The 23,230-nt window shown below is 35.0% G+C and carries 23 protein-coding genes and 1 other RNA gene; 1 reads left to right on the top strand and 23 read right to left on the bottom strand.

The window, feature by feature from the left end:
- Positions 1-24 precede the first annotated feature (24 nt).
- The 12 genes from M902_RS09410 to rsmH all read right to left on the bottom strand — a co-directional run bounded on the left by M902_RS09410 (position 25) and on the right by rsmH (position 13,215).
- Positions 25-762 (bottom strand): hypothetical protein, encoded by a 738-nt coding sequence (locus M902_RS09410; RefSeq protein WP_021267533.1) that lies wholly within the window; start codon positions 760-762, stop codon positions 25-27.
- On the bottom strand, positions 762-1,670 hold the full coding sequence (gene murB / locus M902_RS15965) for a UDP-N-acetylmuramate dehydrogenase (RefSeq protein WP_021267436.1): 909 nt from the start codon (positions 1,668-1,670) through the stop codon (positions 762-764). The genes M902_RS09410 and murB overlap by 1 nt, the downstream gene beginning before the upstream one ends.
- Positions 1,663-3,039, bottom strand: a complete 1,377-nt coding sequence (gene murC / locus M902_RS09420) for a UDP-N-acetylmuramate--L-alanine ligase (protein WP_021267569.1) — start codon at positions 3,037-3,039, stop codon at positions 1,663-1,665. Before murC ends, murB begins: the two co-directional genes overlap by 8 nt.
- A 51-nt stretch (positions 3,040-3,090) precedes the next feature.
- Positions 3,091-4,221 (bottom strand): putative lipid II flippase FtsW, encoded by a 1,131-nt coding sequence (gene ftsW, locus M902_RS09425; protein WP_021267464.1) that lies wholly within the window; start codon positions 4,219-4,221, stop codon positions 3,091-3,093.
- Between the two features lie 62 nt (positions 4,222-4,283).
- Complete coding sequence (locus M902_RS09430; protein ID WP_021267674.1) at positions 4,284-4,751, bottom strand: hypothetical protein; 468 nt, start codon at positions 4,749-4,751, stop codon at positions 4,284-4,286.
- A 77-nt stretch (positions 4,752-4,828) separates the two neighbouring features.
- Complete coding sequence (gene murD / locus M902_RS09435) at positions 4,829-6,211, bottom strand: UDP-N-acetylmuramoyl-L-alanine--D-glutamate ligase (protein WP_021267585.1); 1,383 nt, start codon at positions 6,209-6,211, stop codon at positions 4,829-4,831.
- Positions 6,212-6,214: 3 nt separating this feature from the next.
- Positions 6,215-7,291, bottom strand: a complete 1,077-nt coding sequence (mraY, locus tag M902_RS09440; protein ID WP_021267563.1) for a phospho-N-acetylmuramoyl-pentapeptide-transferase — start codon at positions 7,289-7,291, stop codon at positions 6,215-6,217.
- A gap of 25 nt (positions 7,292-7,316) precedes the next feature.
- Positions 7,317-8,627: a UDP-N-acetylmuramoyl-tripeptide--D-alanyl-D-alanine ligase gene (gene murF, locus M902_RS09445; RefSeq protein ID WP_021267408.1), complete on the bottom strand. Its 1,311-nt coding sequence runs from the start codon at positions 8,625-8,627 to the stop codon at positions 7,317-7,319.
- Positions 8,621-9,937 carry a Mur ligase family protein gene (locus M902_RS09450; RefSeq protein ID WP_021267448.1) on the bottom strand — a complete coding sequence of 439 codons (1,317 nt, stop codon included), beginning with the start codon at positions 9,935-9,937 and terminating at the stop codon, positions 8,621-8,623. The genes murF and M902_RS09450 overlap by 7 nt, the downstream gene beginning before the upstream one ends.
- Positions 9,930-11,852, bottom strand: a complete 1,923-nt coding sequence (locus M902_RS09455) for a penicillin-binding transpeptidase domain-containing protein (RefSeq protein WP_021267430.1) — start codon at positions 11,850-11,852, stop codon at positions 9,930-9,932. Before M902_RS09455 ends, M902_RS09450 begins: the two co-directional genes overlap by 8 nt.
- Positions 11,853-11,857: 5 nt before the next feature.
- The gene (locus M902_RS09460; protein ID WP_021267577.1) at positions 11,858-12,190 is read right to left on the bottom strand and encodes a septum formation initiator; all 333 of its coding nucleotides are present in this window, start codon (positions 12,188-12,190) and stop codon (positions 11,858-11,860) included.
- Positions 12,191-12,207: 17 nt separating this feature from the next.
- Positions 12,208-13,215 carry a 16S rRNA (cytosine(1402)-N(4))-methyltransferase RsmH gene (gene rsmH, locus M902_RS09465; RefSeq protein WP_021267491.1) on the bottom strand — a complete coding sequence of 336 codons (1,008 nt, stop codon included), beginning with the start codon at positions 13,213-13,215 and terminating at the stop codon, positions 12,208-12,210.
- A gap of 143 nt (positions 13,216-13,358) precedes the next feature.
- Between rsmH and M902_RS09470 the strand changes: the two genes are divergently transcribed.
- A complete protein-coding gene (locus tag M902_RS09470; RefSeq protein ID WP_021267655.1) occupies positions 13,359-14,585 on the top strand; it encodes a triacylglycerol lipase in 1,227 nt (408 codons plus the stop codon).
- Here M902_RS09470 and M902_RS09475 read toward each other — a convergent pair.
- From M902_RS09475 to M902_RS09520, 11 genes are all read right to left on the bottom strand, one after another.
- Positions 14,574-15,167, bottom strand: a complete 594-nt coding sequence (locus tag M902_RS09475) for an ATP/GTP-binding protein (protein ID WP_021267730.1) — start codon at positions 15,165-15,167, stop codon at positions 14,574-14,576. The two genes, M902_RS09470 and M902_RS09475, sit on opposite strands and share 12 nt — an antisense overlap.
- A gap of 10 nt (positions 15,168-15,177) precedes the next feature.
- A complete protein-coding gene (locus M902_RS09480) occupies positions 15,178-15,669 on the bottom strand; it encodes a hypothetical protein (protein WP_021267545.1) in 492 nt (163 codons plus the stop codon).
- 9 nt (positions 15,670-15,678) lie between these two features.
- Positions 15,679-16,272, bottom strand: a complete 594-nt coding sequence (gene recR, locus M902_RS09485; protein ID WP_021267471.1) for a recombination mediator RecR — start codon at positions 16,270-16,272, stop codon at positions 15,679-15,681.
- 12 nt (positions 16,273-16,284) lie between these two features.
- Positions 16,285-16,599 (bottom strand): YbaB/EbfC family nucleoid-associated protein, encoded by a 315-nt coding sequence (locus M902_RS09490; protein ID WP_021267713.1) that lies wholly within the window; start codon positions 16,597-16,599, stop codon positions 16,285-16,287.
- Positions 16,600-16,613: 14 nt separating this feature from the next.
- Positions 16,614-18,395 (bottom strand): DNA polymerase III subunit gamma/tau, encoded by a 1,782-nt coding sequence (dnaX, locus tag M902_RS15970; protein ID WP_021267560.1) that lies wholly within the window; start codon positions 18,393-18,395, stop codon positions 16,614-16,616.
- Between the two features lie 70 nt (positions 18,396-18,465).
- An RNA gene (gene ffs, locus M902_RS16355) (signal recognition particle sRNA small type) lies at positions 18,466-18,562 on the bottom strand.
- 43 nt (positions 18,563-18,605) lie between these two features.
- Positions 18,606-19,874 (bottom strand): hypothetical protein, encoded by a 1,269-nt coding sequence (locus M902_RS09500; protein WP_040314556.1) that lies wholly within the window; start codon positions 19,872-19,874, stop codon positions 18,606-18,608.
- Between the two features lie 45 nt (positions 19,875-19,919).
- The gene (locus M902_RS09505) at positions 19,920-20,402 is read right to left on the bottom strand and encodes a nucleoside deaminase (RefSeq protein WP_052607426.1); all 483 of its coding nucleotides are present in this window, start codon (positions 20,400-20,402) and stop codon (positions 19,920-19,922) included.
- Positions 20,399-21,127, bottom strand: coding sequence for a PilZ domain-containing protein (locus M902_RS09510; RefSeq protein ID WP_021267599.1), 729 nt, complete (start codon positions 21,125-21,127; stop codon positions 20,399-20,401). The genes M902_RS09505 and M902_RS09510 overlap by 4 nt, the downstream gene beginning before the upstream one ends.
- Positions 21,128-21,150: 23 nt before the next feature.
- Positions 21,151-22,614, bottom strand: coding sequence for a hypothetical protein (locus M902_RS09515; RefSeq protein ID WP_021267517.1), 1,464 nt, complete (start codon positions 22,612-22,614; stop codon positions 21,151-21,153).
- Positions 22,615-22,618: 4 nt separating this feature from the next.
- Positions 22,619-23,224 carry a CsgG/HfaB family protein gene (locus tag M902_RS09520; RefSeq protein ID WP_021267637.1) on the bottom strand — a complete coding sequence of 202 codons (606 nt, stop codon included), beginning with the start codon at positions 23,222-23,224 and terminating at the stop codon, positions 22,619-22,621.
- Between the last annotated feature and the right edge of the window lie 6 nt (positions 23,225-23,230).

Consider the following 23,230-nt stretch of genomic DNA (forward strand, 5'->3'; position numbering starts at 1 on the left):
ACCGCATATAATGAAATTTTAGAATTAGTCGTTGAACTTGACAACAACTTTTTTGGAATTTGTAATATTTATCACAGATGGAATTTTCTTTTTCTTGTTCATATAACCAATGATTTGAGTCAACTTTTCAACCTTAAGTGGCCATTCATCTTTGCCCATAAAGACACTTGAAGGCTTCCCTTTAATAGAAAGAATCATTGTTAACTCTTTATCATCGCTAATAATAACTTCAGAAATTAACTTTCTAAATACAAGATCAAGATCTGCGATAATACGTGTGATGTTTTTTTGAACATTCTTATCCATTTCCCCAACAGGGATTGCAAGATAAGGAAGAGAGTAATTTAATTTCTTTTCTGTTCTTAAAAGAATTTCATATGTTGGATCAAATAATTGACCATTATCAACAAGTATTGCTTCGTAAGATTCCATTCCATTTTCTTTGTAGATTTGTACTTTCATTAATGGAGATGGACATTCATAGATAAAGTTAAGCATTCCTTCCATCGGATTATACTTAATCGTATAGTCTGACAGAAAGTGTTTTTCTTTTAATTTATCTGCTGCAACTAGATTCTTCATACTTCTTAAAGAACGGTTTCTTTCGAAGTCTTTTACTAACTTAAGAGTTAGTGTTCCAGCAGCACGTGAAGGACATTTACCAAAAGCCGTCTTATATTTGATCTTCTCATTTGGCTGTGAAACTGCTGATGCAGAAGCACTCAAAAGAAGAAGTGAAATAATTGAAATAGCTTTTTTCATTAAATGTCTATCCTGACTTCAGGCTCAAACTTTAAACCATAGTTTAGATAAAGTTCATCCTGTACAATTTTTATAAGTGCTTTAACATCGCTGGCCGTCGCTTTATCGAAATTCTCCATGAAATTTCCATGAAGATTACTCACTCGAACGTCACCAACTTGTAAACCTTTCAAATTAAGTATATCAATAAATTGTCCTGCAGTGCAAGTTCGCTTATCTCCTACGATATTTTTAAAGACACTTCCACAAGTTTTTTCCTTTAATGGTTGTGACTTATTTCTCATAAGAAGGTAGTTACGTATTTTCTCACCAAGGTTTACGTCTTGTCCTTTTGAGACAAGCTCGACTTGATAAATTATATCCCCAGTCTTTAAAAAATTATTTTGGCGATATGAAAAACTATCATTAGTTGCTTCATGAAGATACTCGTTACCTTCCTTATCGATATACCAAACTCTATTTATAATTTCACTAATCCAACCAAGACCTGTTCCTGCATTCATAAAAACGGCACCACCTAAGGTTGCAGGAATTCCAGTTATTACTTCCCAGCGCATATTCCCAAACTTAGAAGCATGAGAAGTTAAACTTGAAAGCTTCACAGAAGCAGGAAGAATATAGCTTTCATTATACTGATCTAAGATACGGCGATCATAATTAAAGTCCAGATTAATTATTGGATGTTCAATTTTTTCATTTAAGAGTTGATTAGCACCTAAGCCTAACACCATGTAGTTAATATTATTTTTAGTAAGTGTTCTTACAACGGCCTTAAGACCATTAAGGTCTTTTACAGTAATAAAGTCACCCTTAGACTGAAGTCGCATTGTTGAATATTTTGATAAATCCTTATCAATTTCGATTTCAATATTTGGAATATCAGCTAATAAATCTTTAATTTTATTCATTTCGATCGTTATCTAAAACCCATTCTCTAATGACTCGACCAATTGAGCCAGCACCCAATGTCATAATTGTTGAATTCTTATTAGACTTAATAATTGTATCTAAATCTTTAAGTTCAATTGTTTTAGCAAGCCCTGGATGAAGTTTATTAATATCTTCGACAAGTCTATCTGATGTAATTCCTGGAATAGGGACTTCACTAGCTGGGTAAATTGGACACATATATAACTCATCAACGTCGTTGAAACAGTGTAGAAATTCATTCCAACAATCTTTTGTTCGAGAGAAACGATGTGGCTCAAAAATAGCAATCTTCTTATGCTCTCTAATTTCTTTTAATGTGTTTAGAGTTTTAGCTATCTCAGTTGGATGATGGCCATAATCATCAAGAATCTCTACATCTTCGTTCTTATACAGTAATTGAAAACGACGACCAACATTTTCAAAGCTTCTAATTGAACTTCTAATCATATCTACAGGAACACCCATTTTATGAGCGATAGAGATTGCTCCAAGTGCATTTTGTACATTGTGCTTACCTGGAAGATTAATTATAAAGCGACCTAAGTTTTCAGGACCAACGATTAAGTCAAACTCTGAACATAGATCAGACATTTTAATATCGACAGCTTGATAATCTGCTGGCTTTTCAATTCCAAAAGTAACAATTGGTTTTTTTATATGTGGAACAAGACTCATAAGTCTTTCATCATCTGCATTAAGTGAAGAGATCCCGTAGAAGGGAACTTTGTTAATAAACTCTTCAAAACTATCCATAAGAACATCTTCACTACCGTAGTGATCCATATGATCGAGGTCAATATTTGTTACAACAGACATAATTGGATTTAACATAAGAAAAGAACCATCAGACTCATCTGCTTCTGCAACAAGGTACTCACCAGCTCCAACCTTTGCGTGTCCCGCGAGATTAGAAACAATACCACCAATAATATAAGTTGGTTCGTAATTACTAGCTTGTAAGATTGTCGCAAGAAAGCTTGTTGTTGTCGTCTTACCATGAGTTCCCGCAATTGCGATTCCTCTTTTAAGTCTCATGAGCTCCGCCAACATTTCCGCTCTTCTCATAATAGGAATTTGCTTTTCACGGGCCATCTGCATTTCAGGATTAGATTCATTTACAGCAGATGAATAAACAACCACTGTCGTGTTATCAATTATATTTTCACGCTTATGTCCAATGAAAACATTAGCACCTAATTCTCTTAAACGAGCAACATTGGCAGACTCACTAATATCTGAACCCGTTACTTTATACCCAAGGCTCAGTAGAATTTCAGCGATACCGCTCATCCCAATTCCACCAATACCAATAAAATGCACGCTAATATTTTGAATATTAATATTCATACTTGTTCCTTTTCACAAGATTACTTCTTCTAAATTTAGCGCATATATTGGCTATTGTTGAGAAAAAAACGGTTTATTGCCTGACATCGCTTGTTGACGTGACACACAAGAGAAGATTACACCGATAGCAATTAAATTACTCATAAGTGATGATCCACCATAGCTAACGAATGGAAGGTTAAGTCCCTTTGTTGGAAGTAATCCAAGAACAACCCCCATATTTAAACAAGCTTGAACACCAATAATGAAAATAATGGACATGACCATTTTTTTAGCTATATCGTCTTTTAAAGAAAGAGCTAACCTAAATCCAGTATGAGTGAATGCAACAAAGAGAACAACAAATGCGAGAACTCCTAGAAAGCCAAACTCTTCACCAATAACCGAAAAGATAAAATCATTATGGGCCTCAGGCAGAAAGAATAACTTTTCTAAACTATTACCAATTCCCTTTCCAAAGAAGCCACCATTAGCAAAACCAATCCAAGACTGGATAACTTGGAAACCGCTTCCTCTTGGATTTGCCCAAGGATCTAAAAAGGCCATTAACCTTTTTACACGGTAAGGTTGAGCAACAAGTATAAGTGATGAAAGAATTGTTCCAACGACTCCCATGATGTAGAAATATTTACGACTGAAATTCGAAATAAAACATGTAAAGCCCATACCTAAGGCACAAATAAAGAATGTTCCAAAGTCAGGTTGTAAGAGTAATAGCAAGAGAACTAATCCAATATTGGCCGCATATTTTAAACGATTTTTAAGGTTTAACTTTTCATAATTTTCAAAAAAGAAAAGCGACATCATAAGTATCGTATACTTTGCAAGTTCACCCGGTTGTAATGAACCAAATCCTAAGTTAATCCAACGATTGGCACCTTTAGCAACAACACCTAATCCAGGTATAAATGTAAGGACTAATAGGAAGGCAACTATAAGATTCAAGTGGAATGAAAACTTTATCCAGAACTGATACTTAGTCTTTGCCACAACATAGGCCATCCCCACCCCCATTAGGGCAAAGAGAATTTGTCTTGAGAAGAAGTGAAGGCTTGTTCCGTAAACTTCTTTTGAGAACATATAGGATGAAGAATAAACCATGACGATACCAACACCAACAATAATTGATGTGATAATTAAAAATAGTTTTCCAAAACGATCCGTGTTTTCAATAGAGTTCATATATTAATCATATATGAAGATTGTATTCGATGCATTAGAAATATAGGAAACTACGCGTCAGGCTATTTGATATACATTTGCGCGAAATGCCTAATTGGGTCAATCCCTCTTTCATCAAAACATGTGTAGGCATTGAAGGGATCAAGCCCTTCTTTTTGAATTATATTTAAAACACAATTCTTCTCTTTTTCATTTTGCACCAAGGCCGCAACTGTCACATGAAAGATATTCACACGACTGTGATAGTACTTGGCCACTTCATGAATGCTTGCCAAGGTTTCAGCACTTCTAACATAAGTACATGCATTAAACTCTACAAGAGAGATCGCTCTTCGATTGTCCAAGACTTCAGTTAAACATTGAAACTGATACTTAGATGTAATTTGCGTGCATTGTTTTTTAAAACGAAATTGATTGTATTTTGAAAGCCTCTTGTCCACGAGGTTTTGACAGACTTTCACATAATCTTGATCAGCTTTAATTTGAGTAGAAAAAATAGAAACAAAAATAAAAAATAACAGAACCTTCATGACGAGATCATATGACTTAAAACCTGTTCTGTATTAGGCATAAAAAAAATGCCCCTATGAAAGGGGCATCTCAGTAATTATAGTTGGTAAACTAGTTTTTTGAAGTAATTCCCTCTTTCCTCGTAATCCCTAAAGAAGTCCGTAGCAGGGTTACCTGGTGAAAGAATAATCGTGTCACCAGTTCTCGACTTTTGATAAGCAAAGAGAACAGACTCTTCAAACGATCCAACAATGAAAGTTTGTGGATGCTCCCCAAGTGCGCGGTTCATTCTTTCTTTTGCTTCACCAACAAGAACGATGATTCTTGTTGTTTGAATTAGCTCATCAGTAAATGCTTCATACTCAAGATCTTCGATATCTTTCCCACCAGCAATTAAGATAACCGGAGTTTTAAACGCCTTAGTTGTCTCAACAAGTGTTCTCATATCTGTTGCTTTTGAGTCGTTATAGAAAGAAACACCATTCTTTTCCATTAAGAATTCAATTCTGTGTGGGATTCCAGGGAATTTCGTTACACATGTTTGAATTGCTTCATCAGAAAGATCTAGTGCCTTACATGCAGTAATTGCAGCAAGTAAGTTTTCACGGTTATTTTGACCAATGATTCTCATCTTCTTAACAACAAACTCTGAGTGATAATTGATATTTGAATGGATACGACGATCGTGGAAGTGTGTTCCTTGAATCTCTTCCATTACACCAAGTTTAACGAATGATCTTCTTGAGTACCAATAAGTCTGGCAATTTGCATTTCTAAAGAAGCTATTATTTGCAAGCTTGTCGAAATTAACAATTAAAGTGTCATCAGGAGATAGAGTCTTGATGATACTTAACTTTGTTTCCATGTACTCACCCATTGACGTGAATTGTCCTTGTGGGTAAGTGTCTGCGATATCTGTAAAGACAACCATCTTAGGATGGAAGTCAGTTAGACGTCTCATTTGAACTGCTGAAACCTCGACAACAACGTAGTCAATTTCATCTTTATTTGGCAGCATTGAGTATTCGATAAATGGGCTTTCGCTTGTTCCACCAACAAATACATTCTTTCCATCTTGTCTTAGAGTAAATCCAATCATGTGTGCTACAGTTGTGCGACCGTGAGATCCACAAACAGCAATGATTGGCTTACGACATAGCTTATTTCCAAGAGCGAATTCAGAGTAAACTTCTTTCCCCTCTCTTCTTGCTAATTCTAGTTGAGGCATATTTGGATCAACAGAACCTGAATACACAACAACATCTGCGTTGATAAAGTCGTCATCTAAGTGTTCACCAAAAGTCATTTCAACTGCAGGTTTAATCTTACGTAGTTTCTTTACAGCTTTATTAAGATCAAAAATCGGTTTGATATCTGTTACACGAATATTACAGTCAAGACGATTAAAGAAATTTATGAGTCTGAAACCAGTTTTTCCAATACCAACGATTAGGATATTCTTGTTTCTAAATCTCTCCATTCTCTACCTCATTTTTAATGTTGCGATCGCTAGAATCGCTAAAAATATACTTATAATCCAAAATCTAACAATTACTTTAGGCTCGGCCCATCCCAATAGCTCAAAGTGGTGATGTATCGGGGCCATCTTAAATATTCTCTTCTTACGAGTTTTGTAAGAAGCAACTTGTAAGATCACCGATACGGCCTCAGCAACAAAAACACCACCAATAATAACGAAAAGTAATTCACTTCTTGTTAGTACGGCCATTGTTCCTAGTGTACCACCTAAGGCAAGGGACCCCACGTCACCCATAAAAATCTGAGCTGGGTATGTGTTATACCACAAAAATCCAACGCCTGCACCGACGATTGCAGCACCAATGACAGCTAATTCTCCAACATTTTCAACGTATGGCACAAAAAGGTATGACGCAATCTCTCTGTGACCAGTTGCATAAGCAATAAATCCAAGAGTTGCAGCAGATGTAATAATTGGACCAATTGCTAATCCATCTAATCCATCTGTTAAATTAACAGCATTACTAGAACCAACGATAACGATAGCTCCGAAAATTACAAAGAAGCTCATCAGGTTAAAAACTGGCCCTTTAACAAATGGAACAAATAGTTGGGTGTCAATAACATTGAAATGTACCATAGCAAAGACAGCAATTAGGGCGGTTGCAAACTGCCACACAAGTTTACCTTTGGCCGAAACACCTTTTGTATTTCCTTTAGAAATCTTTGCATAGTCGTCGATAAAGCCGAGCACAAAATAGGATGCAGTTACACCACAGGTTATAAGAACTGGAACTGAATTAAAATTTCCAGTTATTAACAGTGTTAATAAGATTGTCCCCAAAATAAAGACACCACCCATTGTAGGTGTACCTGCTTTTTTTAAATGAGACTCTGGGCCATCATCACGTATAACTTGGCCAAACTGCTTACGCTGCATGAATCCAATAAAATACTTACCCCAAATAATTGAGATAACTGTTGCAAGCAAGAAGGCCACAACTGTTCTAAATGTGATGTATTTAAAAATGTTAAAAGCAAAGAATTCATCCCTTAGGGGATAGAGGAAATGATACAGCATGTAATCACCTAGTTTTTAAATTATATTACATAGTTATATCTATTAGCCTCTCTAGTTGTAAAGAACGAGAAGCTTTTAAAAAAATATAATCATACGAATTTAATACTGTAGGCCAATTTGAGATAAAATCTTCAAGATTTATATAAGTTTCGGACGCACCGCCAAATTTATTTTGGTAAAAATTAGCAAATCGGCCAATGAAAATTGAGTTTTTAATACCTAGATCATTTAATAACTCGGCAATGCTCTCGTGATGCTCTTGGGTCTTATCGCCTAATTCATTCATATCACCAATTATGAAGATAACATTTTTAGTATCTGGAACTTGCTTGGCAAACTCTCTGATTGCAAGCCTCATTGAAGTTGGGTTTGCATTGTAGGCATCTAAATATATTTTTGAATGATCAACATTAATCCACTGGGCCCTTTTATTTTCAGGAAGCCTTAGTTTTTTTAACTCGTGAAATAAACTCAGTGAAAAAATATTTTCTAAAACAAAACATGAAGATTGTACATTCCAGCGATTATAAGACTCTTTAATAAACTCACTTTCAAATTCGTAAACATTATCCTTACTTACAGGTACAACTTTTTCTGTAACATCTAAAGTTGCTAGTTTCTCATCTTCTAAATTTAAAAAGAATTTTTTACCATGGTCGTTAATCCAACGATAAAGCGCAGACTTTTCTGTCAGAACACCATTAAGATCAATTAGAAATTCAGTATGGGCATGACCAATATTTGTAATATAACCGTAGTCAGGTTGTGCAATTTTACAAAGTACTTCAATCTCGCCAAAGTGATTAGTTCCCATTTCAACAATGGCAAACTTATGTTCATCTTTAATAGAAAATATAGTTAGAGGGACACCAATATGATTATTTAAATTACCTTGTGTACATATAACTGCATCGTGAAGAAATGATTTTGCTAACGAGTAAAGTAGCTCTTTCGTAGTCGTCTTCCCATTAGAACCAGTAAGTCCAAAAACGAAACCACCATGATTCTTCCACTCAACAATTCGAAACTTAGCTGCTTCTTGTAAGAAAGAAAGGCTATCTTCAACTAAAAAGAAACATATCTCTTTATACTTTTCATAAAGTTCTTTTATCTCTTCTTCTCTTTCTTTAGAGTGAGTTAAGACAATTGCTTTTGCGCCGTTCTTTATCGCATCTTCAATAAAATTATAAGCATCAAAACGCTCGCCTTTTAGAGCAATAAATGTGTTCTTATCTTCAGGCATACGAGAGTCTGTTGATAATAAAATATCAATATCTCTATCATTACCAATATTTTTAATAAGACCTGAAACTTTATTTAAATCAGAAATTAACATAATTCCCCTAATGCACTCTTTACTTCTTCAATATCACTAAAATGATATTTCACACCTTTAATATCTTGATATTCTTCATGTCCTTTTCCAGCAATAATTACTGCGGTAGGACGTTCATATTCTTTTACATAAGTATGTATGGCCTCTTTGCGATCAACAATAATATCTACGACTTCTTTATTACCTTTAAGAATATCTTTAATAATCTCATTCGGATCTTCATTTCTTGGATTGTCACTTGTTACAACAACCTTATCACTGAACTCCAATGCAGCTGAAAGCATTTTTGGACGCTTTGTACGATCACGATCCCCACCACAGCCAAAGATTGTAACAATGTCATATGATCCAAAATGTTTCTTAGTTTCACGACAAATATTTACAATAGCATCAGGAGTATGAGCATAATCCACTATGAATACACTATCGCCCTTTCTAAAAAGATTAAATCTTCCCTTAGGTAAAGATAGTTTTATTTTTCTATTTAATTTTAAGCTAGAGGCTTTATCACAAAGAGCGAATGCTAACTCTAAATTATCGACATTGTAGCTGAGGTTAAACTCCTCACCATAAATATTTTCAACACAAGAAGCTAAGTTAAATTTAAGCTTAGACTTGAATTCATTTTCTTGAGTACGAGGTATGAAAAAATTTGAATCACTATAATTTGCAAGTTTTGCTTTAGCATTAAAATAGGACTCCATCGTTCCATGATAATCGAGATGGTCTTGAGTAAAGTTTGTCCAGCCAATTGAATCAAACTTCATCTTCTTAACTCTCTCCTGCTCCAGCGCATGAGAACTTACTTCTAAACAGAAGTAATTAATATCCTTAAGCTTAAAAATGATTCTTCTTAAATCAATAAAAGATGGCGTCGTCGCAGATAGACTTTCCAGCACTTCATCTTCACCTTTAATGACACCAACGGTTCCTATACTACATGCACTTAAGCCGTTAGCATTAAGAATAAGCTGACAAAGGTGAGCAACAGAAGACTTTCCGTTAGTACCTGTTATTCCAATTAACTTTACTTCACGATTAATTGGATACAGCTCCTCAACCAACTCTTCTTGTAATTTATAAAAATCACACTCGTCAACAACGAGTGTATCAACATCTGCAACTTCTCGATTCGTAATGACTAGTCCGGCACGACCTTTTTGATAACGTTGGCGAAATAGTTCAACAGCTTTCTCGTTATCATGTATTCGATAAAAAGCGATATCACACGGCTTTGCTTGATCTAAGTTTGTCGTAAGGTCAGTAAGACCTTCCAAAAGAATATTGTACTTATTAATTAAATCATTCATATGTAGGTGGGGCGTACTTTAGTTTTACAACGACATCGCCATCGCGAGAACTACCAGCTTCAGGAGTTTGCTCCAGAACAACCCCCACACCAATATGACTTAGATCGATTTCTAACTTTTGAGCAAGGGCCATTGCTGACTTCTTATCAAGTCCAACAAAGTTAGGAACAGAACCCCTACCAGTGTAGCGTTTTGCAGACTGAACACGTTTTACAGAATCAAAGGCCATATCATTTTTATAAGTCTCATTTTCGGCAAGACCTTCAAACTCTTTGTTCTTATAGAGAAGATATTCTGTCACTTTTCTAAAAACAGGCCCGGCGACCGAATTTCCGTAATATGACTTACCTCGTGCTGGTTTATCAACATATGAGTAAACGACAAATTTCTTTTTAACTCCAACCGGAAAGCCTAGGAAGCCAGGAATATAACCCGTATAGCGTCCATTATTATCAGCTCTTTGAGCAGTTGAAGTTTTTGCAGCGATCTTAAAGTAAGGAATTTTTCCTTTTCTTGCTGTACCACGATCAACTGTATTTACCATCATCTTAGTAATTGATTTAGCAACATCTACTGGGATAACTCTTTTTGATTTTACTTTCTTAGGATCATCAACTTTTAAGATAGTTGGCTTTACATAAACACCATCATTCGAGATTGCAGCAAAAGCAGCCAGCATTTGAATCCCTGTTGTTGCAACACCTTGACCAAAGCTAATATTACTTAAAGAAAGTGGAGATACGTTTTTATCATCAGTAAAAATTCCACGAGATTCGGCCGGAAGTTCAATTCCCGTTTTTTCACCAATTTTAAAATCATTTAGTGTCTTCTTAAGTTTTGGAAAAGTTAAATCAAATGCAATTTTCGTTGTTCCAATATTTGAAGAGTACATAAGGATCTCTTCAACAGATAACCACTCAAACTTTTTTCTCGATTCAGCTTCCTTAATAATATGATCTTCAACCTTAAGGCGGCCTTGTTCACAATAATAATTAGTATCAGGTCGTACAACTTTATTTTCTAGGGCCGAAGCAAGTGTTAAAACCTTAAGAGTTGATCCTGGTTCAAATGGGTCACTAATAAAAGCAAGCTTACGATCACTTCCCTTCGAATCACTAACATCATTTGGATCGAATGTAGGATAATTGGCCATAGCAATAATTTCACCGGTCTCAGCATCCATGACACCGACACCGCCACGTTTTGCATCAACTTTTTCAACAGCTTCTTTAATCGCCTTTTCAGCTACTGCTTGAACTTCCTTATCTATAGAAAGGTAAACATCGTTTGCTCTTTCTGTTGGAATATTTTGACTAACGTATCTTACAGGACGACCTTTATTGTCTTTAAAGTATTTAATAATTTGAGGCTCACCTCTGAGTTCTTTATCAAAGCGATGCTCAATTCCTGCCAGTCCATTATTATCGAGTCCAACAAAGCCTAAAGTTTGTGCAGCAAGCTCGTGATTTGGATAAATACGCTTTGGAATTTCTTCAATATAAATCCCCTTAAGCTTTTTAATCTGTGTAACTTGTTCTTCTGTCAGCTTTGACTTTCTTGTAATCCAAGTAAATCGATTTCTCTCAAGAGCCTTCTTTGCGATACCATCAAGCTCCATCTCAGGAAGAATTACCTTAAGTTTTTCATAAACTTTCTTATCTGAGATATTCTTTGGAATAGTAAAGATTGAGTAGGTTCTAATATTAATTGCGAGAGGGTTTCCATTGCGATCATAAATATGACCACGTCTCGGAAAGACTTTTCTTTCTCTAAAAAATTGTTTTTTTGATTGTGATAATAAGTGTCCACGATCAACAACTTGAATACGAAATGCTTTTACGAGTATTGCAACAAAAGCAATTGTAAAAATTGCGTATATAACTTTTAATCTGTTTTTTAAATTATTATCACTCACTACACTTACTTCTTAGCTGGAACAACAATGATTTGATGTTGCTTCGGCTGTGCTAAGTTATAATTACGGGCCATCTTTCTCAAATTAGATACAGATAGAAGTCTAGCTTTTTTAGCTTTTAACTCTTTTCCCTCAACTTTAATTCTCTCTACTTCTTTTTTTACAGTTGCGATCTCATAATTAAGCTCAATCCCTTTCATTCTAAAAAGTACGAATAAAACTGTAATCACAACTAAACTAAGAACAATTGGTAAACCTTGTGAACTAAGAACAACTCCCTTGATCTTATTTCCAATACCTTCCTTCTTAGATTTTGTTCGACTCATCCTTGAGGCCATTTAACAATCTCCTATTGTTATAAATTTTCAATCTTTGAAAACTTCTCATATTTATTTTTCGACTTCTTGCTTGCAACACGCTTAAGCACTCTAAGTTTTGCGCTTCTTGAGCGAGAGTTTTCAGCAATCTCGTCATCACTTGGAATAATTGGCTTTTTTACTTCATTTTCAAAAAGCATCTCACCAAGTCCATTTTTTTCATAATCTTTAAAAAGCTTCTTCACAATTCTATCTTCTAAAGAATGAAAACTTATAATTAATATTCTACCACCAATCTTTAATAATGGTAGCACCTGATTAATTACGTCAGTTATTACATCCAACTCGCGATTAACTTCTATACGCAGTGCTTGAAAGCATTTTGTCGCCGGATGAATTCGACCAAATTGTAATTTTTTTGGATAGCAATCTTTAATTAAATCGGCCAATTGAAATGTTGTATTAATCGAACCATTCTTATCTCGCTCAAGAACTATGCGCTCAGCAATTCTCCACGCATACTTTTCTTCGCCGTAATCTCTAAATAGGTTGGCCAGATCTTGCGCTGAATAACGATTGATAATATCTTTGGCCGTTTGAATATTGTCATTATCGTAGTCCATACGCATATCAAGCGGAGCGTCAACACGAAATGAAAACCCACGAGAACCTTCATCAAAATGATGAGAAGAAACTCCTAGATCAAGAAGAACACCATTTAGCCCGCCGTTTGCTTCGACAAGATCAGCATGATTATCCATGACAATATTTTTAAAGTGGCAAAAGTTGGAGTCGTGTAGGAAGAGTCTATCTTCAACTCCATTCTTCTTAATCAATTCACGACCGTTCTTTAAAGCATCAGGATCTTGGTCAAAAGATATAAGCTTGGCCTTATGCTCCCTTTTAACAATCGCCAAAGAGTGGCCGCCGGCCCCAAATGTACAGTCAGCAAAAAGCAACTGATCATGTTCTTCTTTGTCTAAATAAAGATAGTCGAGACATTCTTTCTTTAAGACGGAATAGTGCTCTTTATATTCTTCAACCATTAAATAACCTTATTTTATAAGTAGTTAGCAGTTATAAAATTCATGAAAAAAGTGAACAAACTTTTAAAATCTTTCATTCATTTGACTTGTATACACTACCAATGCCAAAATTTTACATCTAGCGCAAGGAATTTAAAAGTACTATGAGAGATACTGATTTAATTTTAAATAAATATATTGAATCAAAAGTTTTAGATTTTAAGAATCGTGTTAATGCTTATAGCGCGAGAAAGAATTATTCTAAATCTTTTTTAAACTCTGCTAAAGAATTAACAAAGTCTGATATAGTTGAAAGATTCAATTTAGTTAAGAATAATCTCTCTCCAAATGATGCCGTTAAACTGATGCGAAACCTTGTCACATCTAGTGCATGGATCAGCTTTTCTTCAGCTCGCTATATACATTCACTTACAAATTTTAAAAGCTTCGACAATAAATTTGACTTTGATAAAGTTAATTATAGGTTCTTCAATGACCTCAAATCTCGCAAACCAATTGATCTATCAGATGAAGAAATATTTAAAATCATTTATAACGAAGTTGAATATGCTAAGTACCATCCAAATTATATTTCAAATTTAGAAGAACCAAAAACAGACATTACTATTGTCTTAATTCCAGGTGTTTTTAATGAGTTGTTTTCAACACCTTCCTTTGAACGCGCATGCCAACACCTTAAAACAAAATTTAATATTAAATATTACACACCGGAAGTTAATGGTTTTGATAATTGCTTAAAGAATGCAAAGTCACTGCGTAAACAAATTTCAAAATATGTAAGTGATAACCCTAATGAAAAGCTATGGTTGATCGCCTTTTCTAAGGGAGGTCTAGACTCGCTCCACTACCTAGTTGATTATAGTGAAGAGCAAGATGCTATTGTAGGTCTTTCAACAATAGCCTCACCAATTCTAGGCTCTAATTCGTTTAATAAGAAATTTATCAAAACGCTAAATCTCATACATAATTTTTCAGACTCAAAGCTTTATCAATTAATTGATGGCAAAAAGGATATCTTAGCAAAAGAAATGCAGAAGTCACTTTCTTCTACTTTTCGTAGGCCATGGCTGAGAAATAACCACCAAAAGCTTAATCAAAATATTTTCTATACCTCGATTGGCTTCTCAGCAAAATGGTATGAAAGTCACCTTTGGATGATTCTCATGAAGATGTTTATAAGAAGTAAAAAAGATAATGACGGAGTTGTTGATACAGAAAGCTCATTATTTCCATACTATTTTGAAAGAGGTATCAAACTTGGTATTTTAGATGGTCATCACCTTATTGGAAGAAGATCTTCTTTCTACTGCCAAGAGGCTTTAATTGAGGCCCATATTCACTTTCTAAAGTATAAAGGGCTACTCTTTTAAGCCGCCCTTTAAATTCATCAATACTAATTTTGACATTGTTTTAAGAGTTTCAAAAACTCCAATACCTTTAACAGCTACAGCATCAAAGGCCGGCCTTTCATCTGCATTGAGTGTTTGATTCATGTCCTCAACAGGCGTAACATTTGGAAGATCTCTTTTATTCCACTGGAACACAATTGGAATCTGATCAATATCATAACCTTGCTCAGTAAGGTTTGCTTCAAGACTTTTAAGTGATTCAATATTGGCTTCCATTCTCTCAAGCTGAGAGTCGGCGACAAAGATCACACCATCAACCCCACGTAGAATTAGCTTGCGTGATGACTCATAAAAGACTTGTCCTGGAACTGTATATAAGTGAAAGCGAGTTTTAAAACCTCTTATTTCACCTAGATCAAGCGGTAAGAAATCAAAGAAAATTGTTCTTTCATTTTCTGAGTCAAGAGAAACCATCTCTCCTTTACTACCACCAGCAGTTTTCTGATAAATATATTGAATATTCGTTGTCTTACCACCAAGTCCTGGCCCGTAATAAACGATCTTACAATTAATTTCCTTCGTATTATAATTTACAAAAGACATGTGGCCCCCGTTATCCTAAAACGCCTGCAAAGAGGTCATCGACTTCGTTATCACTTATATCATCGAATAGAAAAACTTCATTTGGATCACTATCCCCTGATATATGTGCTTCAATAAATTCTGGAAGCTTTGATTCAATACTTCTAATTCTTGCTTTTAACTTTGCCGGATTATCCACATCAAAATAAATAAGACTTAGATAGATATCATCAAAGAGACCTGAGAGCTTTGTAATATAAATCCCTTTTGAAGAAGTTGCGTAATTGAATCTAAATTCGTCTTGCGTTTCTTCAGGGATAAATTGTGAAAGAACTGAACTTGCCTGCCAAACACCTGCAATAAGAGCACCAGCAGTATCACTATCGAAATCAGTTTCAACACTTTTAAACGAATATAGTGGAATACCATCCTGACGACAAACAATTAAGCCACTATTTACTAGAGAATCTAGTCCACTATACTCTCTAAAAAACTCTTGAATAACGACTTCGATGTTATCCATAAACCTTCCTTACATTTTGGTTTTATTTTCTAATGCCTTAGATATAGTCATTGTATCTAAGTAGTCGAGATTCCCACCCATAGGAATCCCAAAGCCAATTCTATCAACATTAACATCATCTGAAAGAACCGATTTAATATAACTACAAGTTGCATCACCCTCAACAGATGGACCAATAGCTAAAATTACAGATTTGATACCGAGAACATCAACACGCTTCTTAAGCTTATCAATGTTTAACTCCGATGGACCAACACCTAAAAGAGGATTTAGTACTCCTCCTAGAACATGATACAGCCCTCTGTATTGGCCACTTCTCTCAATGGCCATGTAATCAGTTATCGATTCAACAATACAAATCTCAGTTGATTCTTTACGATGGATATCGCTACAAACAGCACAGATATCTTCATCTGCAAAGACACCACATTGATTACATTTTTTTAACTCTGCTAATTCATTTAGTGCAACAGCAAAGTCTCCTAATTCTTCCTTAGTCCACTTTGCTAAGCTAAGAACGTGTCTTAAAGCACTCTTTTCTCCAATGCCTGGCACTTTAGAAAATGAATCAACAAGGTTATTAATTCTTTCAGGTAGTTTCATTAAGTTTTAGCCTTAGAAAAGTCCTGGAATATTTAGTCCACCAGTAACTTTGCTCATCGCATTTGAAACCATATCTTGAGATTCTTTAATTGCCTGGTTAACTGCAGTTAAAACAAGATCTTCAAGAGTTTCAACATCATTTGGATCTACTGCTTCAGGATCAATCGTGATAGCTTGAATCTCTTGCTTACCAGTGATTTTAATTTTGATAGCACCACCACCTGAAGAAACCTCTAGTTCACGCTTTTCAAGCTCTTTTTGAAGTGTACTAATTTTTTGCTGCATTTGCTGTGCCTGTTTCATTAGGCCTTGCATTCCCTTTGCCATTTTATTCTCCAATTTTATTCATCTTCATTTAAGATTATTTTATCAATTTTAGAGTTAAATATTGAACTGGCCAACTGAAGCATTTCATCACCTTCAATTTCCTTTCTTTGATTTTGTTTTTCAATATTTTCATTCTCTATATTAATTTCAAATTTTGATTTAAAGTCTGTTTCTTCAGCTTTCTTTTTTTCGACTAGCTCAATTGATAAATCAATCTCTTGCACTTGAAAATATTTTCTAAGATGCTCTCTAACCTTTTCAAGCGTTTCCTGATTATTCATATGATCAAAGAAAACTTTTGCACCAGTAGGGTAACCGATAAGTAGGGATACCTTGTCTAACTGAACAACTAATTCACCAATTAAATTCCCCTGCTCCATATTCGCACCCATTACAGGTGAAGTCTTTGCTAGAAATTGAAGAAAGCCGTCCCAAGACTTAGGGCCTTCAATAACAACTTCGTCCTCAATGGATTTAGTATCATCTACTTCTGGTTCTTGTGTCTCTTCACTAGATTCTTTTTGTGGTTCTATAGGATCATCAAAAATAATTTTATGAGGCTTCGGGGCTTCTTCTGTTAAAGCTTCCTCAACTTCAGTCTCAGGTGTGGGGCTAGATTGTGGTTGAACTTCTTCAGTAGCTACTTCTTCAGTCACGGCCACAACTTGGGCCTTAGGCTTTCCCGTGCTATCCTCCACTTGAGTGTCTGCAATTATCTGATGTCTTAATGCAACCTTTCTCATAGCAAGAAGTGTTGCATCTGTTGGAATAATTGATTCAAGCGTCCACGAAAAGTCTTTAGCAAGTGTTTCATATACCCAGTAAAGTTCTGCCCGTGATATACGATCAAATATATCTCCGTCTACTTTTGAAAGGACTCTCGACTTATCATTAAAATCTTTTGCAATTACAATTGAAAATAGATTTTCAAGTAAAGACTTTACGATATTTTGTAGAGAGATATTTTGTGAAATTAGAGCATTAAATGTATTAGTCAGCTCCTCAATATTTTCTGAAAGAGTAGAATCAATTAATGTTTTAATTGAACTTAGCTTTGCGATCCCAAGGGCCTGAGCAAAGATATCCTCTGTAATTTCTTGACCAAACGAAAAGCTTAAAACTTGATCAAATAAAGAAAGTGTATCCCTAAATGAACCATTACCTAGCTTCGCTAGTGTTTCAATTAACTCTGAATTAGCAAAAACAATATTTTCAAGCTGCGCAATATGAATAATATGAGACTTAAGCTCTTCAACTGTTGCATTTACAAAGTCGAAACGCTGACATCTTGAAAGAACTGTTCCAAGAAGCTTTTCTGGCTCAGTTGTCGCCATTAAGAATACGGCATGTTCCGGTGGCTCCTCTAAAGTTTTTAGAAGGGCATTGAAGGCACTATTTGATAACATGTGAACTTCATCAATAATATAAACTTTATACTTTCCACTAGATGGAAGATAAGAAATATTACTAATCAGCTCTCTTACATCATCAACACTATTATTAGATGCACCATCGATTTCAACGACATTCATTGAAGCCGCAGAATCAAAGTCCTGACACGCACTACATTCACCACATGGGTTCTGGTTCTCATCACGAGTTTCACATCTTAGGGCTTTTGCAAAAATTCTGGCTATCGTTGTTTTACCAATTCCACGCGTACCAGAAAAGATATAGGCATGACCTAGTCGATCTTCTCTTAGCGAATTAACTATTGTTTTAACGATATGTTCTTGCCCAACAAAATCTTGAAATTTTGCAGGACGATATTTTCTGGCCAAGACCTGATATGACATTAAGCACCATCACTTTATATGATTTAAAAATTTTACTTGTTAACTATAGGAAAAATTATAGGTATTGGAAAGGGGCAGCCGATACAAACACAATGCAACAAAAGTTACCGTTGCTTCGTTCCCGACCTGGCGGAGTTAGCCCCGCTGCATTTGTCTGACCGGCTACCGAACATGAATATAATATTTATCTTAGCATGATGTCAATGAAAGCTAGTATTTAATGATAATCGTCTCACCTTTGAGACTCACTGAGTCGGAATTAATGAATTTCATCACAAATTTCAAAACGAATTTTGTTGCTGTCATACCTGCTACTCTTGCTCGGTTAACTTTAATTCTCACCTCACGTTGCTCTGGATGAACATCGAGTTTTCCAGCGGCCTTAAATTTAAAAGTGAAAAGAGATTTTAGCTTGGCCGTCATATTAAAGTGGCCATCAGCAACAGTAATCTTTAGATCCCTAATACGATTTTTAGCAGAATCTTTCTTATCTTCACTTATCTTTTGAATACTAAAGTCAGATCTTCTAAGACATCCTTCATAAATTGAAACAGCATCCACTTCCTTATCAGATGGATCTATTTTTACACAACGTGCCTCTATCTTAGTGAAAGTAAATTCACCATTTTTAGTTTGGGCCTCTAGTTGATTAGCGATTAGTCCAAGGTGCTCCTTTTCAAAATAAAGCTGTCCATCAAAAACATTAAATGGCATCCCCTCTCTAAGTAGCTTAATCTCCTTTCCAGCAATTTGTGACTCTTCTAAACAACCTGCGAAGATCATATCAAGATTAAAAGTTGTTAAATTGGGATCTTTATAACAATCAATATTAATATTTTTAAAATTGATTGAACTATTTAAAAGGTTACCAGAAGCGCTCTGCGCATCGATGACTATTGAATCTTCTTCAAATGCAACTTCCTTTCCGCGAATATTTACATTAGATTGGCTAGCACCACTTTGAGTAATTTCCACGATTGCAAATTCCTTACCTTCAAGTGGCTTAATGTGCATATCTTTTAAACAGATTTCATCTAAGTTAAATGTAAACTCATCACTTTGACATTTAATATCAACATCTTTGATATCAAAAAGAAATTGCTCAGCACCAACACTTAGCTGTGGGCCACTTGCAAAAAAGCCAGTTTCTGAAAATTCGATTTTAGCTTCTTTCGCATAAATCATATTGAGTAAATCAATCTCAGTAAATTGTGGAAGATGAGTCGTAAGGTTTAAATTATCTTTTTGAAAATTAATACGATTATTAAATAAGTAAGTGTTAACAAGAAAAAGCTCACCATTCTCAGTTAAATCAAACTCAACAGCGTCGTATTTTATATACACATCTCTAGCGTGAGCAACACCACCAAGAAAGTCACTTCCCAGCGCTCTATTTAAGTTGATGGAGTCAACTTCAAAAAACATAGAATTGGCGATACATGATAATGCAAATAGTGCCGTAAAGATAAATTTAAACATATATTTATGTTCGATAAATATCGCCAGAATGTAAACACTAGAGCTTTAACTTTGACGTTTTCGATAAGTTTTTCGACGTAATTTGAAGAAATCTGATAATACTTTCGAGCATTTAAAGTGTTCAACGCCACCAATAATAGAAAATTTATGATTAAAGCGTTTATCTTTTTGAAAGCTGTAACCGAGAGAGACAGAGCCGGCCTTTTGATCATAAGCCCCAAAAACAACATTTTTGAAACGTGCCTGTAAAATTGCATATAAACACATAGGACAAGGCTCAAGCGTTATATAGATTGTACAATTAAGAAGTCGCCAATCACCAAGTTTTTCACTAGCTTCTCTAATGGCGAGAATTTCTGCATGGGCCGTTGTGTCTTTTTGATATTCTTTTAAATTATGAGCACGAGCTATCACATTATCATTTTCATCTACAATGATTGCCCCAACAGGAACCTCTCCCGCCTTAAAAGCGAGTTCCGCTTCTTTAAGCGCTAAGTTCATATTCCAAATGTGTGATTTAATACTCATGATTTAAATTTTTTATCTTTTTTGGCCTTACGCTCAAAATTCCAATATTTTTCTAACTCACCATAACGACGACGAGAAGTTTCATCTGCGTTATGAAACCTTACACCATATGTAAAAGGTCGTCCTATCGAGTGTTGTCTTTTAGATACCACCTCAACGCTCAAGCGTCCATCAATGCTTGCAGTTAGCGGTTCAATTTCTAGCTTTTGGCCAATCTTTAAATCGTCGAACAATGTTAGGCCTCCAGCTTTTCGGCGTAGATCAACGAGCCTTCCCTCCACTCCATCAAGACCTTCCGAGTAAACACATGTCTTTAAATCATTACGATATCTAAAGTCATACTCCCACCAACTTATGACAGGATAAAAAACAGGTGTATATAAAGAAAAACAAAGAACTCCAAGCAGCATCAAAGACATTGTATAGAGAAAAAATAATGAGAAATCATTGTAATAATATAGGGATCTCAAGATATAAAAAATGATAAAGAGACCAACAACAACACTTAAAGTCCAAAAAGAATAGTGTACATTTTTTTGCATTCGATAATAGAGTCGATAAAGAATTACGGAAAAGATAATTCCAAAGAGCGCAATAAAGTTAAATTGGAATTTAAAGAACTCATAACCCTTGGCCAAGAAGAACAAAAACATATGGAGAGAAAACAATGCCTGAACTTTATTGAAGTCACTCTTAATTGATAGTTTACTGATACTGATTAACATTATTCTATTTTATCAAAATAGGATTATTTGATAATTAGTGGAACTATTTGCTTAGCACCATCATCACGATTAAATTTATACTTTTTATTATCTATTAATAACTCATACTCACCAGGTTCAAGGTTAACCGGATAAAGGTGGATATGGTCATAAATACCATACCAAGAACGTAGGTCAGCTAATTCTGATTCTTGAATTGCTCGGTTACCAGCAGCGTAAGCTGCACTTGCGGAGAGATATGCTATAAGGTTCCCATTATTATAGAGACTACGGTAAGTCTGGTAGGCCGAAGTTAAAAGGGCAATATGCTTGGCCGCAAGCCTTGCCCCTACTTTTGCTTCTAAAAGTGCCACATCATTTTTTAAAGAACTACTTAAGACTTCAGAAGTATTGGTCATAAGCACAGAAGAACCGCTTTCTTGTTCCTCACCGTTAGCATTTTTGATTATAATCTTTTTAGGAGTTGAGACAGTCGTTGAATCGATTTTTGGTAACTCAAAATAAATCTTTGGTTCTGCCCCTCTAGTGAGAGCGAGCATATTTAGAGAGAAAGTTACAAAGTCATCCATTCCCTCGTCATTTGAAATATAAACTCCCACTGGAAGGCCCAATGGGAAATCATAAACTTTAGCAGTCTTCTTAATGACGTGACCATTTAAAATAATGATATAAGTATTAAATGATTTTCTACTATTAAAGAAGTCGTATGTGCTCTTATAAGTCTCTGTTTTTGTTATATACTTTGAAAGCTCACTCTGACTCATTAAGTGTAGCTTCTTATAATCCTCTTGATATTTTTTATGTGATGAATTGTAGCTAGGATATAATCCCATCTGCTGAATAAGATCTCTCTTTCCTATTTTCTTGAAATTATTTACGATCGATCGGTCTTTGGCCCTACCATAGGTATCATGAACAACAACTCCCATCAGATCAATAAAGGTTGATCCCTTATAGATTGCACGTCCTCTATTTTGTTCCTTAAAGTTTTCGATATAGGCACTCCAATCTCTTAGAGTTGATACCATTGCCTGTTGATGAAATCTCCTTTTCTTATCTGAAGTAACTTCTTTACTCTTCATATAATGAGCTAGAATTTCATAAAAACGAATATTGGCCTGTTCGAATTGATTTGGGTAATAGATGTCAGTAGCCTCTCCAATAAAAAGAGACTCTACTTTATTTGTAATACTAATTTTGTATAATTCATTTGCAATCTCTTTAGCATTATTAAGGTACAAAAGAGCATTGTCATAATCTTTTAAATTAAAATAAGCAATACCGAGCTCAGCTTGCTTTAGGAAGCGATCTTCCTCTCGCTTATAGACTTCACCTTTGTTAATTTTTTCAACAACACTTTTGTAATCGTTACTTTTATATAAAGATGAAATGAGATCCCCTTCATCCCTTACCTTTCTTGCTGCACATGAGACAAGAACAATAAGGAATGAAAGAGTTAAAATCTTTTTTAAATTAGTAATATTCAACTAATTACCAACCTACTTTCGATTTTTCAGAGTACTTATTTACACGTGTTCTCGTTCTCATAACTTCGATACCTCTAGAAATGTCAGTCATACGAATATTCATCGTGTATTCTTTTAATGTTTTCCCACTTCTTGAACGTGGTTGCATTCTTACATTACCAAAGATCATAATATCAGCACCGGCAGCATTTCCAATTTTCTTTGCTTCGGCAGGACTAACCATTCCATCATTTTGATATTGAATTTCTTTTAATAAGGCCTCACGAGCAGAAGCATCAATTAAGATATATTCTCCAGACTCACTTAATTGAGTTAAAAACTCATCAGAAATATCATCTGACGGGAAATATGGTTCGGCCGTTTGATTACTAAATTCAGCAACAAATACTTTAGGACGCCTTCCTAATTTAAGTAGGTAATTTTTAAATCCTTTATGTTGTTTCATTTTTTGAATCACTGTTTCAACTGAATTTTCAGTATCACGTGTAACCCATGCATCAGTAATCTCTAATGACTTCTCATCTGATGTATCTCCCGAAACACGCTCAGCTTGAAATCCCCCACATGAAATTAAAGTAAAAAGCAGTGTAAGAGTTAAAATCTTTTTCATATATCC

The sequence above is a fragment of the Bacteriovorax sp. BAL6_X genome (assembly GCF_000443995.1).
GTDB lineage: Bacteria > Bdellovibrionota > Bacteriovoracia > Bacteriovoracales > Bacteriovoracaceae > Halobacteriovorax_A.

Bases quoted from the DNA above. Each gene is read 5' to 3' on its own strand.
- ftsW (WP_021267464.1), bottom strand. From the start codon at position 4,221: ATGAACTCTATTGAAAACACGGATCGTTTTGGAAAACTATTTTTAATT.
- M902_RS09490 (WP_021267713.1), bottom strand. From the start codon at position 16,599: ATGGCAAAGGGAATGCAAGGCCTAATGAAACAGGCACAGCAAATGCAG.
- M902_RS09460 (WP_021267577.1), bottom strand. From the start codon at position 12,190: ATGGCCTCAAGGATGAGTCGAACAAAATCTAAGAAGGAAGGTATTGGA.
- M902_RS09470 (WP_021267655.1), top strand. From the start codon at position 13,359: ATGAGAGATACTGATTTAATTTTAAATAAATATATTGAATCAAAAGTT.
- mraY (WP_021267563.1), bottom strand. From the start codon at position 7,291: ATGCTGTATCATTTCCTCTATCCCCTAAGGGATGAATTCTTTGCTTTT.
- M902_RS09430 (WP_021267674.1), bottom strand. From the start codon at position 4,751: ATGAAGGTTCTGTTATTTTTTATTTTTGTTTCTATTTTTTCTACTCAA.
- M902_RS09520 (WP_021267637.1), bottom strand. From the start codon at position 23,224: ATGAAAAAGATTTTAACTCTTACACTGCTTTTTACTTTAATTTCATGT.
- rsmH (WP_021267491.1), bottom strand. From the start codon at position 13,215: ATGGTTGAAGAATATAAAGAGCACTATTCCGTCTTAAAGAAAGAATGT.
- murB (WP_021267436.1), bottom strand. From the start codon at position 1,670: ATGAATAAAATTAAAGATTTATTAGCTGATATTCCAAATATTGAAATC.
- dnaX (WP_021267560.1), bottom strand. From the start codon at position 18,395: ATGTCATATCAGGTCTTGGCCAGAAAATATCGTCCTGCAAAATTTCAA.
- M902_RS09475 (WP_021267730.1), bottom strand. From the start codon at position 15,167: ATGTCTTTTGTAAATTATAATACGAAGGAAATTAATTGTAAGATCGTT.
- murF (WP_021267408.1), bottom strand. From the start codon at position 8,627: ATGTTAATTTCTGATTTAAATAAAGTTTCAGGTCTTATTAAAAATATT.
- murC (WP_021267569.1), bottom strand. From the start codon at position 3,039: ATGAATATTAATATTCAAAATATTAGCGTGCATTTTATTGGTATTGGT.
- recR (WP_021267471.1), bottom strand. From the start codon at position 16,272: ATGAAACTACCTGAAAGAATTAATAACCTTGTTGATTCATTTTCTAAA.
- murD (WP_021267585.1), bottom strand. From the start codon at position 6,211: ATGGAGAGATTTAGAAACAAGAATATCCTAATCGTTGGTATTGGAAAA.
- M902_RS09500 (WP_040314556.1), bottom strand. From the start codon at position 19,874: ATGTTTAAATTTATCTTTACGGCACTATTTGCATTATCATGTATCGCC.
- M902_RS09510 (WP_021267599.1), bottom strand. From the start codon at position 21,127: ATGTTAATCAGTATCAGTAAACTATCAATTAAGAGTGACTTCAATAAA.
- M902_RS09410 (WP_021267533.1), bottom strand. From the start codon at position 762: ATGAAAAAAGCTATTTCAATTATTTCACTTCTTCTTTTGAGTGCTTCT.
- M902_RS09450 (WP_021267448.1), bottom strand. From the start codon at position 9,937: ATGAATGATTTAATTAATAAGTACAATATTCTTTTGGAAGGTCTTACT.
- M902_RS09505 (WP_052607426.1), bottom strand. From the start codon at position 20,402: ATGAGTATTAAATCACACATTTGGAATATGAACTTAGCGCTTAAAGAA.
- M902_RS09480 (WP_021267545.1), bottom strand. From the start codon at position 15,669: ATGGATAACATCGAAGTCGTTATTCAAGAGTTTTTTAGAGAGTATAGT.